At 59.0% G+C, this 11,928-nt stretch carries 13 protein-coding genes; 7 read left to right on the top strand and 6 right to left on the bottom strand.

Annotation, left to right across the window (positions count from 1 at the left end):
• Positions 1-46: 46 nt before the first annotated feature.
• Both KW837_RS20225 and KW837_RS20220 read right to left on the bottom strand, forming a co-directional pair.
• Positions 47-1,024 carry a tripartite tricarboxylate transporter substrate binding protein gene (locus tag KW837_RS20225; RefSeq protein WP_218398200.1) on the bottom strand — a complete coding sequence of 326 codons (978 nt, stop codon included), beginning with the start codon at positions 1,022-1,024 and terminating at the stop codon, positions 47-49.
• A gap of 39 nt (positions 1,025-1,063) precedes the next feature.
• A complete protein-coding gene (locus KW837_RS20220; protein WP_218398197.1) occupies positions 1,064-2,356 on the bottom strand; it encodes an OprD family porin in 1,293 nt (430 codons plus the stop codon).
• 234 nt (positions 2,357-2,590) lie between these two features.
• On the opposite strand from KW837_RS20220, the gene KW837_RS20215 reads away from it, so the two are divergent.
• Both KW837_RS20215 and KW837_RS20210 read left to right on the top strand, forming a co-directional pair.
• Positions 2,591-3,262: a response regulator gene (locus KW837_RS20215; RefSeq protein ID WP_007898613.1), complete on the top strand. Its 672-nt coding sequence runs from the start codon at positions 2,591-2,593 to the stop codon at positions 3,260-3,262.
• The gene (locus tag KW837_RS20210) at positions 3,255-4,643 is read left to right on the top strand and encodes a sensor histidine kinase (protein ID WP_218398195.1); all 1,389 of its coding nucleotides are present in this window, start codon (positions 3,255-3,257) and stop codon (positions 4,641-4,643) included. The genes KW837_RS20215 and KW837_RS20210 overlap by 8 nt, the downstream gene beginning before the upstream one ends.
• Before the next feature lie 90 nt (positions 4,644-4,733).
• Here the strand turns inward: KW837_RS20210 and KW837_RS20205 are convergent, their stop codons facing one another.
• Positions 4,734-5,555 carry an HDOD domain-containing protein gene (locus KW837_RS20205; protein WP_218398193.1) on the bottom strand — a complete coding sequence of 274 codons (822 nt, stop codon included), beginning with the start codon at positions 5,553-5,555 and terminating at the stop codon, positions 4,734-4,736.
• 35 nt (positions 5,556-5,590) lie between these two features.
• Positions 5,591-6,532 carry a folate-binding protein YgfZ gene (locus KW837_RS20200; protein WP_218398191.1) on the bottom strand — a complete coding sequence of 314 codons (942 nt, stop codon included), beginning with the start codon at positions 6,530-6,532 and terminating at the stop codon, positions 5,591-5,593.
• Positions 6,533-6,680: 148 nt separating this feature from the next.
• Here KW837_RS20200 and KW837_RS20195 point away from each other — a divergent pair, with 148 nt between their 5' ends.
• Both KW837_RS20195 and KW837_RS20190 read left to right on the top strand, forming a co-directional pair.
• Complete coding sequence (locus tag KW837_RS20195; protein WP_007898624.1) at positions 6,681-6,935, top strand: succinate dehydrogenase assembly factor 2; 255 nt, start codon at positions 6,681-6,683, stop codon at positions 6,933-6,935.
• Positions 6,919-7,371 carry a protein YgfX gene (locus tag KW837_RS20190; protein ID WP_192344359.1) on the top strand — a complete coding sequence of 151 codons (453 nt, stop codon included), beginning with the start codon at positions 6,919-6,921 and terminating at the stop codon, positions 7,369-7,371. Before KW837_RS20195 ends, KW837_RS20190 begins: the two co-directional genes overlap by 17 nt.
• On the opposite strand, the gene nadB is transcribed toward KW837_RS20190, so the two are convergent.
• Positions 7,340-8,956, bottom strand: coding sequence for an L-aspartate oxidase (nadB, locus tag KW837_RS20185; protein ID WP_008074472.1), 1,617 nt, complete (start codon positions 8,954-8,956; stop codon positions 7,340-7,342). The two genes, KW837_RS20190 and nadB, sit on opposite strands and share 32 nt — an antisense overlap.
• A 557-nt stretch (positions 8,957-9,513) precedes the next feature.
• Between nadB and rpoE the strand changes: the two genes are divergently transcribed.
• Genes rpoE through KW837_RS20170 form a run of 3 tightly spaced genes read left to right on the top strand, consistent with a single transcriptional unit; the run spans position 9,514 to position 11,684 of the window.
• Positions 9,514-10,095 (top strand): RNA polymerase sigma factor RpoE, encoded by a 582-nt coding sequence (gene rpoE, locus KW837_RS20180; protein ID WP_003172477.1) that lies wholly within the window; start codon positions 9,514-9,516, stop codon positions 10,093-10,095.
• A 30-nt stretch (positions 10,096-10,125) separates the two neighbouring features.
• On the top strand, positions 10,126-10,713 hold the full coding sequence (locus tag KW837_RS20175) for a sigma-E factor negative regulatory protein (RefSeq protein ID WP_007898648.1): 588 nt from the start codon (positions 10,126-10,128) through the stop codon (positions 10,711-10,713).
• 8 nt (positions 10,714-10,721) lie between these two features.
• The gene (locus KW837_RS20170; RefSeq protein WP_123499083.1) at positions 10,722-11,684 is read left to right on the top strand and encodes a MucB/RseB C-terminal domain-containing protein; all 963 of its coding nucleotides are present in this window, start codon (positions 10,722-10,724) and stop codon (positions 11,682-11,684) included.
• 6 nt (positions 11,685-11,690) lie between these two features.
• Here KW837_RS20170 and KW837_RS20165 read toward each other — a convergent pair whose 3' ends face one another.
• Positions 11,691-11,897 (bottom strand): hypothetical protein, encoded by a 207-nt coding sequence (locus KW837_RS20165; protein WP_123499080.1) that lies wholly within the window; start codon positions 11,895-11,897, stop codon positions 11,691-11,693.
• Positions 11,898-11,928: the final 31 nt, after the last annotated feature.

The following is an 11,928-nucleotide window of genomic DNA, read 5'->3' as shown; positions in this document are numbered from 1 at the left end:
GGTCACGACCCCGAGAACCGGGGTCGTGGCCGCTAGACAGAGGCGATCACTGGATCAGGCCGAACTCTTTGGCCAGCACTTTGTAGTCCGCGACCTGCTTCTTCACGTAGGTGTCCAGCTCCGGGCCGGTCATGGCGAACGGGAACAGTTCACGCTGATCGCGCAGCTTGGCGAAGTCCTCGGAGGCCAGCAGTTTGTCGAAGGCGTCTTTCCACCAGGCATAGTCTTCGTCGCTGACTTTTGGCCCGAGGTAGAAGCCGCGAACCACCGGCCAGACGATGTCGTAGCCTTGCTCTTTAGCGGTTGGAATGTCTTTCATTTCCGGCTCGTCCAGACGCTTCTCGGAGAACACCGCCAGCAGGCGCATGTCGCCACTCTGAATGTGTGGCATGGAGTCGGAGATGTCGGTACTGCCGACCTGGATGTGGCCACCGAGCAGGGCGGTGGCGATTTCACCGCCGCCTTCGAGGGCGACATAACGCAGGTCGCGCGGATTGATCCCGGCCGCCTTGGCGATCAGTGCGGTTTGCATCCAGTCCTGGCTGCCGACGGTGCCGCCAGAACCGATCACTACGGAACCCGGATCTTTCTTCAGGGCTTTGACCAGATCGTCCAGGGTCTTGTAAGGCGAATCGCTTTTTACCGCGATGGCGCCATAGCTTGTGCCAACGGCGGCCAGCCAGCGCACCGCGCTTTCATCGAAACGACCGAACTTGCCTTGGGCCAGGTTCAGCAGCGAACCGCTGGACCACGCCACCAGCGTGCCGGCATCGGCAGGGCGTTGAGCGACCACCGCGTTGTACGCTACCGCGCCGACACCGCCGGGCATGTAGGTCACGCGCATCGGTTTGGTCAGCAGTTTTTCATTCACCAGCGCGCTTTGCGCCAGTTTGCAGGTGAGGTCGAAACCGCCGCCTGGCGAGGCCGGGGCGATGCATTCCGGACGTTTCGGTTCGGCCATCAATTGGCTGGCAAACAGCACACAGCTGGCGGCGAGAGCAACTTTACGCAGTGATAAGTTCATTTGAGTCTCCACGGGCATTATTGTTATTGGACGTGATGTTTACCAAAGGGCAACGCTATAGCTCACCAGCAGACGCACTTCATCGGCATCGCGAGCGGAGTAGTTGGAACGGTAGGTGGCATTGCGCAGGCGTACGGCGACATCCTTCAGGGCACCGCTTTGTACGACGTATTTGATCTCGGTGTTGCGTTCCCACTCTTTGCCTTCGTCGCCGTTCTTGAGCTTGATGTTGTCGCCGCTCAGGTAACGGCTCATGAAGCTCAGGCCGGGAATGCCGAGTTTGGCGAAGTCATAGTCGTAACGTGCCTGCCAGGAACGTTCTTCGGCGCCGGCAAAGTCGTTGATCTGCACGAAGTTGACCAGGTACGGATCGCTGCCATCGACGTAAGGGAAAGCGCTGTCACCGGACATGTGCTGATAGCCGGCGCTGAGTTTATGCCCGTTCAAGGCGTAGCTCACCAGACCGTTCAGGGATTTGTTGTCGATTTTGCCGCCCCGGGCCGCGCCCTCGTCGTCACTGATGGCCAATCGCAGATCAGTGCCAAACGTGCCAGGGCCGAACGGTTGCGACGCAACAACACCGACGAAGTGCTGGTTGTAGACTTCATCGAGCTGAGCGAAGTGGTAGCTGCCGGTGATCTTGTCGGTGAACTTGTAGTCCACGCCGCCAAAATCAAAGTGCTTGCCGGCCACGGTGCCGGCGAAGCGGCTGTTCTTGTTGTTGAGGGCGATGTCCTCGAAGTCGGTGCTGTCGCGGTCCTTGGCTTTCTCCAGACGCCCGCCGGTGAAGGTCAGATTCTTGATCTCTTTGGAGGTCAGCAGGCCGCCTTCAAAGGTCTGCGGCAGAATGCGCCCGTCGTTGGGTTTGAGGATCGGCAGTTCCGGAATCAGGCTGCCGATTTTCAGTTCCGTGGCGGAGATTTTCATTTTGCCGGTCAGGCCGAGCTTGGAATACTCGTCAGCCGCGCGACCGTCGTCATGGGTCGGCAACAGGCCGGTGCCGGTGCGATCCGGACTCGAATCGAGTTTTACTCCGAGCATGCCCAGTGCATCGACACCGAACCCCACGGTGCCGTCGGTGTAACCCGATTGCAGATTGAGCATGAACCCCTGGGCCCATTCGTCACGCTTGGATTGCTGGGCGCTGGTACCGTCGCGAAAGTCGCGGTTGAAATACATGTTGCGGGTTTCGAAGGTTGCCGTACTGTCTTCGAAGAAGGCAGCCTGGCTCAACGGCGAAAAGCCGGCGAGGGCGGCGGCACTGGCAAGGGCGGTGTGGCTGAGGCGGGAAAAACGAACAGGCGGGCGAGCCTGAAGCTGCATGGACAGCATGGTGACGTACTCCGTTTATTGTTCTTATTGGCGAAAACGCTTCGAGGCGTTTCTCGTACTGCTATGGGCACTAGCAACGGCAGTCGAAACTGTCCGTGGCTGGACTCTAACCGGCCAACCTTTCGCTAACCTTTCAGCTGACTTTCACGGTTTTCGGGCTTCACAGCGACGGATGCGGCTGTAAACTCCGCGCCAAAGAATGGCGTCGACCATCCCTGAATGAGGTAAAGATCCATGCGTGTTCTGCTCGTTGAAGACCATCTGCAGCTTGCCGAAAGTGTCGCCCAGGCGCTCAAGAGCACCGGGCTGACCGTGGATGTGTTGCACGACGGTGTGGCGGCCGACCTGGCCTTGAGCAGCGAGGAATACGCGGTGGCGATCCTCGATGTCGGCCTGCCGCGCATGGATGGCTTCGAAGTGTTGGCGCGCTTGCGGGCCCGGGGCAAGAACCTGCCGGTGCTGATGCTGACCGCCCGCAGCGATGTCAAGGATCGGGTCCATGGCCTGAACCTTGGGGCTGACGATTACCTGGCCAAACCCTTCGAACTGACAGAGCTCGAAGCCCGGGTCAAAGCCTTGCTGCGCCGCAGTGTGCTTGGCGGTGAACGTCAGCAGCGTTGTGGCGTGCTGGCCTATGACCTGGACACCCGGCGCTTTACCCTTGGCGAAGAATTGCTGACCCTGACCTCTCGTGAGCAGGCGGTGCTAGAAGCCCTGATCGCCCGTCCCGGTCGGGTGATGAGCAAGGAACAACTGGCCGCCCAGGTGTTCGGTCTGGACGAGGAGGCCAGTCCCGATGCCATCGAAATCTATGTCCACCGCTTGCGCAAGAAACTCGACGGCCAACCGGTGGCCATCGTGACCTTCCGCGGCCTTGGCTATCTGCTGGAAAGCCGCGATGCATAGGCTCAGCAGCCTGCGTTGGCGGTTGCTGTGGAACCTCGCGCTGCTGTTGGTGGTGTTGATGCTCGCCAGTGGTTTGAGCGCGTACTGGAACGGTCGCGAAGCCGCCGACACCGCTTATGACCGGACCCTGCTGGCCTCGGCGCGGACCATCGCCGCCGGCCTGTCCCAGCGCGACGGCAGCCTCAGCGCCAACGTGCCTTACGTGGCCCTCGATACGTTCGCCTACGACAGCGCCGGACGAATTTTTTACCTGGTCAATGACATCAATCAGAAGCTGATCTCGGGCTACGAAAACCTGCCACCACCGCCGCCGGGAACGCCACGTACCGATGATTATCCGGCGCTGGCACGTTTCTATAACGCCACTTATCAAGGGCAGAACGTGCGAGTGGTCAGCCTGCTCAAAGCGGTCAGCGAGCCGAACATGAACGGCATGGCGGAAATTCGCGTGGCGGAAACCGATGAGGCGCGGGTTCGCATGGCCCGCAGCCTGATGGCCGACACGTTGTTGCGTCTGGGTATGCTGGCGATCGGTGCGCTGCTGCTGGTGTGGTTTGCGGTCAGTGCGGCGCTACGCCCGCTGGAGCGCTTGCGCACGGCGGTGGAAGAGCGTCAGCCCGATGACTTGCGGCCCTTGCCGTTGGTGGAAGTGCAGCACGAGTTGGGGCCGCTGGTGCGTGCGCTCAATCACTTTACCGAGCGTTTGCGCGGACAGTTCGAGCGTCAGGCGCAGTTCATCGCCGATGCCGCTCATGAATTGCGTACCCCGTTGGCGGCGCTCAAGGCACGGCTCGAACTGGGCTTGCGGTCGAACGAACCCGAAACCTGGCGCAGCACCCTGGAAACCGCCGCCCAGGGCACGGATCGCCTGACCCATCTGGCCAATCAATTACTCTCGCTGGCTCGGGTCGAGAATGGCGCCCGGGCAATCGCCGAGGGCGGTGCGCAGTTACTCGACCTCAGTCAGTTGGCCCGTGAGCTGGGCATGGCCATGGCGCCGTTGGCCCATGCACGTGGCGTGGCGCTGGCGCTGGAAGCCGACGAGCCGGTGTGGCTGCGCGGCGAGCCGACGCTGTTGAATGAATTGTTGAGCAACCTGGTGGACAACGCACTGGCCCACACGCCACCGGGCGGCAATGTGATCTTGCGGGTCATGGCACCGGCGGTGCTGGAGGTTGAGGACGATGGCCCGGGAATTCCCCTTGAAGAGCGGGATCGGGTGTTCGAGCGTTTTTATCGGCGTAACGAGCAGGTGGCCGGATCGGGACTTGGATTGGCCATCGTTGGCGAGATCTGCCGCGCCCACCTGGCACAGATCAGCCTGCACGATGGCGAGCAGGCGGGGTTGAAGGTGCGGGTGAGTTTTATTGCTGGAGAGTGATGGTGTTTTTTATGGCCTCTTCGCGGGCAAGCCTCGCTCCTACAAAATATATACGATGCTTTTGTAGGAGCGAGGCTTGCCGCGAAGCTCTTAGTAAAACATCGAACGCGACTCTTCCAGATCCCTGCACATCGCCTCGTTCTCCGGGTCGATCCCCAGCTTCTTGAAGGCTGGCACGCTGAAGGGATCGATACGGGCCAGTGGATGATCGGTGTCCTTGTGGCAATACAGGCTGGCCACTTGCACCAGATCGACATAGTCGACCCGCTCCGATTGCCGTTTGAAATCCAGATACAGCCCCGGCAATTGCACCAGCATTTCAGGAAACTCCCAGACCCTGAGCAATTTATCGCCGAGCAGCGGGTGAATCCGGTCGATCACATGGTTGAGGCTGACCGGGTCAGACAGCAATTCATAGTGATCTTCGGCGTAGGTCAGGATCGGCAGTACACCAATCTGATGCACGAGCCCGCCGAGCGCGGCCTGATCAGGCTTGAGCTGTGTGTAACTGCGGCACAGCGCATAGCTGACGCCGGCGATCTCCAGGCTCTTGCGCCAGACTTCGCGCATTTTCTGTTCCACCACTTCGGAACGGGCATTGAAGATCTGTTCCATCACCAGGCCGATGGCCAGGTTGCTGCTGTAATTGACGCCCAGCCGGGTGATGGCCGTGTGCAGATCAGTCACTTCCTGGGTTGCGCGCAGCAACGGGCTATTGACCACTTTGATCAGGCGCGCCGACAGCGCGGTATCGCGGCCAATCACTTTGCTCAATGTGCTGACACTGATTTCCGGGTCTTCGGCGGCCTTGCGAATCTGCAGGGCCACTTCCGGTAACGTTGGCAGAACCAGGTCATCGTTATCGATGGCCTCAACCAAATCCTGTTGGACCTTATCCGCCAGCTCGCTCATTTCTTTTCTCTAGGGTATTGCGACAAGTGCTGCTATTAACGCTGGATTTCGCGATCGCGATCCAGTTGGTAAGGCAAGTCGAGCAGATGCAGGCCAGGACCTTCGAGTGCGCCAAGGTGCAGGTTGCCATCTTCTGCCGCTTCGGCTTGCAGCACGGCAAGGAGTTCAATGTTTTGCCCGGTGCTGGCGGCCAGCACCACTTCACCGATCGAACTGCCGTGGGTCGGGGAGAACAGTTGGGTACCGGGCTCCGGTAATTCGCTGGCTTCCAGCTGCAGGCGATACAGACGGCGCTTGAGCTTGCCCAGGTATTGCATGCGCGCGACGATCTCCTGGCCGGTGTAGCAACCTTTCTTGAAACTCACGCCACCGACGGCTTGCAGATTGAGCATCTGCGGGATAAACAGCTCGCGGGTGCTCGGCATGACCTGGCCGATCCCGGCGCGGATCTGGCCCAGCAGCCATTGGTTCAATTCACCTTCGGCCAACAGAGCGGACAGCTTGCCCTTGATGGCGTCGGCCTGATCGGCGTGAACCCAGAGTTCAGCGCGATCCGGCGAGACGCGAAGGGCGATCAGGCCGTCATTGCGCACGACGCTGTCGGTTTCTGCCGGCAGTTCCAGGCCCAGGCTGGCCAGTGCTGCATCGCCATGCTCAAGGCCAAAGCGAATCCAATGGGCACTTTCATCAGTCAGTTTCGATTTGGAGAACACCGCGTACTTTTTCAGGTCCGCCAGTTGCGGCTCCAGCAGTTCGCTGGCCATCGCCATGAGCACACCGTCGCCTTCGAGCAGAATGCGGAAACTCGACTGCATCCGGCCTTTCTGCGTGCAACGCGCGCCAAGGCTGGCCTGGGTGTCGCTCAGGTAATTAAGGTTGCAAGTCAATTGGCCTTGCAGGAATTTGCCGGCATCCGCGCCGCGTACCGCGAGAACGCCTTCGTGAGACAGGGTGCAGAAAAAAGCAGAATCGGCCATGGGTCATCGCAGGGTAAAGAGTCCGAGGGACATCATAAGGGGGCGCCCATGAAATGGGTAGTTCACAAAGGATCGATAGGGGCGACCAACGCCGACTGTTCGAGCGGGCCCGGGGCTGTATACTTGCCGCCTATTTGAGGAGCGCTCCATGGTCGAAGATGTTGAACTGAATCGCCTCTACTGGCACAGCCGCCGTGGCATGCTTGAGCTTGACGTGTTGCTGGTGCCGTTTGTGAAGGAAGTTTACCCGCACCTCAACGAGGTCGATCGCGCGTGCTACGTCAGGCTGCTCGAATGCGAAGATCAGGACATGTTCGGCTGGTTCATGGAACGTGCCGAATCGGAAGATCCGGAGCTTCAGCGCATGGTTCGCATGATCCTGGATCGTGTCCAGCCCAAGTAACGCGTTCGAATGCCGCTGGCATGCCTCACGGCAGTTGCTGGCGGCGTATCTTCTGGCCCAGCTTTTCGCGCTGGGTTCGTTGTTTCTTCTTTCCATGCCGGTCTGGGCCAGTTTGCTCGGCGCTTTTTGCTGCCTGGCTCATGGCGTTTGGGCATTGCCGCGACAGATTTTGCTGACACACCCTCAGGCGTTTCGCGGCTTGCGTCGCGATGCCGATGGTTGGCAGTTGTGGAATCAGGCGGTAGGTTGGCAGCCCGTGCAGCTGCGGCCGGACAGTCTGGCGTTGCCATTGATTGTGGTGCTGCGTTTTCGCCTGCGCGATGAGCGACGGATCAGGGCGATCTGTGTGCCTCGCGATTCGCAGGCGGCGGATGTGCACCGACGCCTGCGGGTTCGGCTCAAGTTCAGTCGGCGTAGGTGGGCGGCACCAGAATAGTGTCCAGGGCGACCGGCAACATGTTCGGATAGTCGAGGGTGTAATGCAGACCGCGACTTTCCTTGCGCTCCATGGCTGACCGGATCATCAGGTCTGCTACTTGAGCAAGGTTGCGCAGCTCGATCAAATCCCGGCTGACCTTATAGTTGCTGTAGAACTCGTCGATTTCGTCCAGCAACAGTTGCACTCGGTGCTGGGCCCGTTGCAGGCGCTTGTTGGTGCGCACGATGCCGACGTAGTCCCACATGAATCGCCGCAGTTCATCCCAGTTGTGCGCAATGATCACGTCTTCGTCCGAATCGGTGACCTGGCTCGCATCCCAAACGGGCAGGGCGGTTGGAATCGATACTTCTGGCAACTGCTCAAGAATATCCGCCGCCGCCGAACGAGCATAAACGAAACACTCCAGCAGCGAGTTGCTGGCCATGCGGTTGGCGCCATGCAGGCCGGTGAAGCTGGTTTCGCCAATCGCATACAGGCCCGGCACATCGGTGCGGCCCCGCTGATCGACCATCACGCCGCCGCAAGTGTAGTGCGCCGCCGGTACCACCGGGATCGGTTGCTTGGTGATGTCGATGGAAAATTCCAGGCAGCGTTCATAAACCGTCGGGAAGTGCGTCTTGATGAAATCTTCGGGTTTATGGCTGATATCCAGATAGACGCAGTCAATACCCAAGCGCTTCATCTCATGGTCGATGGCGCGGGCAACGATGTCCCGTGGTGCCAGCTCGGCCCGTGGGTCGAAACGCTGCATGAAGCGTTCACCATTGGGCAGCTTCAGGTGGCCGCCTTCGCCGCGCAGGGCTTCGGTGATCAGGAAACTCTTGGCTTGTGGATGATAAAGGCAGGTGGGGTGGAACTGGTTGAATTCCAGGTTCGCCACCCGACAGCCCGAACGCCAGGCCATGGCGATGCCATCACCGCAAGCACCGTCGGGGTTGCTGGTATAGAGGTAGACTTTTGCCGCGCCGCCCGAGGCAAGGATCACGAAGCGTGCGCCGTAGGTGTCGACTTCACCGGTGCCGCGGTTAAGCACATAGGCGCCGAGGCAACGGTCGCCTTCAAGGCCCAGGCGCTTTTCGGTGATCAGGTCGACCGCGACCCGCTGCTCCAGCAGTTCGATGTTGGGACGCTGCTTGGCCTGATCGAGCAGGGTTCTGAAGATCGCTGCGCCCGTTGCGTCAGCTGCGTGGATGATGCGCCGATGGCTGTGACCGCCTTCGCGGGTCAGGTGAAACTCGAAACCACCGTCTTCGGTGCCGGACTGTTCATCGCGGGTAAAGGGCACGCCTTGGTCGATAAGCCATTGAATCGCCTCTCTGCTGTGCTCGACCGTAAAGCGCACGGCATCTTCATGGCACAGGCCACCACCGGCGTTGAGGGTGTCATCGACATGGGACTCGACAGTGTCGGTGTCATCCAGAACGGCAGCGACACCACCCTGAGCCCAGAAGGTTGAGCCATTGGCGAGGTCGCCTTTGCTCAATACGGCGATGCGCAAATGACCGGGCAAGGTCAGCGCAAGGCTCAAGCCGGCAGCACCGCTGCCAATTACCAGAACATCGTGTTGAAACTGTTGGCTCATTTCAGGATTCCGCTCAAAGCGACCCGGGACGGGGTTGGCGCAAGACAGCTGGATCGGCGAGTCAAGACAGCCACACAGCCCACTAGTATATAGAGGGGGGGAGCGGCACAATAGCCGGGCCAGCATGGCATTGTGAAACTACTGTGACGGAAAAGGCTGGACACTTCGTCGGAAGTTTTTTTGATGGCTTCGGCGACAAGAGGACTGTATCGCGGATTTAACAGTCTTTTTCTCTTCACGGTTGCACAATGTCGGTTTCGGGCAGCTATAAATATGGAACTTTTGCCAAAGGCCCAAGATCAATAGACGGTTGCCTGAAACAAGGGACAGCGTCGGCTTCGGTGCAGGACTTGCGATTGGGTCCTTGCTGATGAATCCGATGACAAGATTATTCGCGCAGCCGGGTTATCCCGCGCTGCGCTTTTCGTGCGTGCCAAATCAGAGCCCGCAGGAAACTTGCTTGGAGGGGGAGAACTTTTGCGAAAAGCCCGAGTCTATGTTTGCAAGTCTGGTCGTTCAGTAATGCAAGCCTCCTTCGAGCTTATCGAGGAGTGTTCATGCTAACCCAGGAAGAGGATCAGCAGCTGGTCGAGCGCGTTCAACGCGGCGACAAGCGAGCTTTCGATCTGCTAGTGCTGAAATACCAGCACAAAATTCTCGGGTTGATCGTGCGGTTCGTGCACGACACCCATGAAGCCCAGGATGTCGCACAGGAAGCCTTTATCAAGGCATACCGTGCACTTGGTAATTTTCGCGGAGACAGCGCGTTTTATACGTGGCTTTACCGCATCGCCATCAACACGGCGAAAAACTATCTGGTTTCACGCGGCCGCCGGCCGCCGGATAGCGATGTCAGTTCCGAGGATGCAGAGTTCTACGACGGCGACCATGGCCTCAAGGATCTCGAGTCGCCAGAACGTGCATTGCTGCGGGATGAGATCGAAGGCACCGTCCATCGAACCATTCAGCAACTGCCAGAAGATTTGCGTACGGCTTTAACTTTACGTGAATTCGATGGTCTGAGTTACGAGGACATTGCCAGCGTCATGCAGTGTCCGGTGGGTACCGTGCGCTCCCGGATTTTCCGCGCCCGGGAGGCCATCGATAAAGCCCTGCAGCCGTTGTTGCAGGAAAACTGAGACAGCGGCGACAGCCAAGAGAGGAACGCCATGAGTCGTGAAGCCCTGCAGGAATCGCTGTCCGCAGTGATGGATAACGAAGCGGACGAATTGGAATTGCGTCGGGTGTTGAATGCCTTCGACGATGTTGAAACCCGCGATACCTGGGCTCGTTACCAGATCGCTCGGGCAGTTATGCACAAGGATTTGTTGCTTCCTCGTCTGGACATCGCTGCGGCAGTCTCTGCTGCGCTGGCTGACGAAGCCGTACCGGCAAAAGCTTCTCGCGGTCCATGGCGCAGCCTGGGTCGTCTGGCAGTTGCTGCTTCGGTGACGGTTGCCGTGCTGGCAGGTGTTCGTCTGTATAACCAGGACGAGATCGCCGGTGTCGAGTTGGCCCAGCAATCCAGTCAACCGGGTCTGACCGCTCCTCAGGTCAAGGGCCCCGCTGTATTGGCAGGCTACAATGAGAGCTCGGAAGCCACTGGCCCTATGGCCAACGGCGTATTGCAAGGTCAGCCAGGCTGGCACGATCAGCGTCTGCCAGGTTACTTGCGCCAACATGCTCAACAGGCTGCATTGAAAGGTACTGAGAGCGCTCTGCCTTACGCTCGTGCAGCAAGTCTGGAAAACCGTTAAGGAGGATCATGCGCGCCATACCTCTACTTACGCTTCTGCTCAGCGGCTGGTTTGTTGTTCCAGCCCACGCCGATGAAGCCCAGGACTGGCTGAAGCGTCTGGGGCAGGCGGAGCAAACGCAGAGCTTCCACGGTACTTTCGTCTACGAGCGTAACGGTAGTTTCTCTACCCATAACATCTGGCATCGCGTCCAGGATGGCAAGGTCCGCGAGCGTTTACTCCAGCTCGACGGCTCGGCACAGGAAGTCGTGCGCATTGATGGGCATACTCAATGCGTGAGCGGCACCCTGATAGCAGGGCTGGGGGACACACCCAACTCCACCGCTCGGGCACTCGATCCACAAAAGCTAAAGAATTGGTATGACCTTGCCGTCATTGGCAAGTCGCGTGTGGCCGGGCGTGCGGCGGTGATCGTGTCGTTAAAGCCTCGCGATCAGCATCGTTACGGTTTTGAGCTGCATCTGGACAAGGAAACCGGATTGCCGTTGAAGTCATTGCTGCTCAATGACAAAGGGCAACTGCTCGAACGGTTCCAGTTCACCCGACTGGACACTGCCCAGATGCCTTCCGACAGCGATTTGCAGGCAGGTTCTGATTGCAAACCTATTACCCTCGACAGTGACAAGGCTTCCGCCGTCAAAACTGCGCAGGTCTGGCATTCGGACTGGTTACCGCCAGGTTTCGAGTTGACCAGCAGTACCTCTCACAAGGACCCGGAGACCAAAGCCCAGGTCAACAGTCTGATGTTCGACGACGGTCTGGCCCGATTCTCGGTATTCCTTGAGCCGTTGAATGGCGCAACAGTCACTGATACGCGCACCCAGCTGGGGCCAACCGTTGCTGTCTCCCGGCGATTGACTACACCGCAAGGCGAGATGATGGTGACCGTTGTCGGTGAAATACCGATTGGCACCGCCGAACGGATTGCGCTGTCCATGCGCAACGATGCCGCGGCTACCAGCAAGCAGTGAGTTGAGTCAGCCGTGCTCGCCTATCTGGGGCTGGTTGGAGCGGGGATCGGTAATGGCTGTCGCGCCATTAATGTCTCGAAATGTTTTGCCGAGCATTTTCATTTGCAAATATCCCGAATTTTTTTTATAGGTCAGAACCCCTCGGCTCTGGCCTTGTTTGTTGTTCCCGGAACAAAAATACCGGCGTATCGTTTCCGGTGTTCCTTGCTCCATATCGCTTAACCATGCTCGTCGTAACGGGAGC

The sequence above is a fragment of the Pseudomonas sp. PDM24 genome (assembly GCF_019218905.1).
Classification (GTDB): Bacteria; Pseudomonadota; Gammaproteobacteria; order Pseudomonadales; family Pseudomonadaceae; genus Aquipseudomonas.
This window is presented reverse-complemented; position numbering and strand designations above follow the sequence as displayed.

Excerpts from the sequence above, each read along its gene's own strand:
- KW837_RS20225 (WP_218398200.1), bottom strand. The coding sequence starts at position 1,024 with ATGAACTTATCACTGCGTAAAGTTGCTCTCGCCGCCAGCTGTGTGCTG.
- KW837_RS20220 (WP_218398197.1), bottom strand. The coding sequence starts at position 2,356 with ATGCTGTCCATGCAGCTTCAGGCTCGCCCGCCTGTTCGTTTTTCCCGC.
- KW837_RS20215 (WP_007898613.1), top strand. The coding sequence starts at position 2,591 with ATGCGTGTTCTGCTCGTTGAAGACCATCTGCAGCTTGCCGAAAGTGTC.
- KW837_RS20210 (WP_218398195.1), top strand. The coding sequence starts at position 3,255 with ATGCATAGGCTCAGCAGCCTGCGTTGGCGGTTGCTGTGGAACCTCGCG.
- KW837_RS20205 (WP_218398193.1), bottom strand. The coding sequence starts at position 5,555 with ATGAGCGAGCTGGCGGATAAGGTCCAACAGGATTTGGTTGAGGCCATC.
- KW837_RS20200 (WP_218398191.1), bottom strand. The coding sequence starts at position 6,532 with ATGGCCGATTCTGCTTTTTTCTGCACCCTGTCTCACGAAGGCGTTCTC.
- KW837_RS20195 (WP_007898624.1), top strand. The coding sequence starts at position 6,681 with ATGGTCGAAGATGTTGAACTGAATCGCCTCTACTGGCACAGCCGCCGT.
- nadB (WP_008074472.1), bottom strand. The coding sequence starts at position 8,956 with ATGAGCCAACAGTTTCAACACGATGTTCTGGTAATTGGCAGCGGTGCT.
- rpoE (WP_003172477.1), top strand. The coding sequence starts at position 9,514 with ATGCTAACCCAGGAAGAGGATCAGCAGCTGGTCGAGCGCGTTCAACGC.
- KW837_RS20175 (WP_007898648.1), top strand. The coding sequence starts at position 10,126 with ATGAGTCGTGAAGCCCTGCAGGAATCGCTGTCCGCAGTGATGGATAAC.
- KW837_RS20170 (WP_123499083.1), top strand. The coding sequence starts at position 10,722 with ATGCGCGCCATACCTCTACTTACGCTTCTGCTCAGCGGCTGGTTTGTT.
- KW837_RS20165 (WP_123499080.1), bottom strand. The coding sequence starts at position 11,897 with ATGGAGCAAGGAACACCGGAAACGATACGCCGGTATTTTTGTTCCGGG.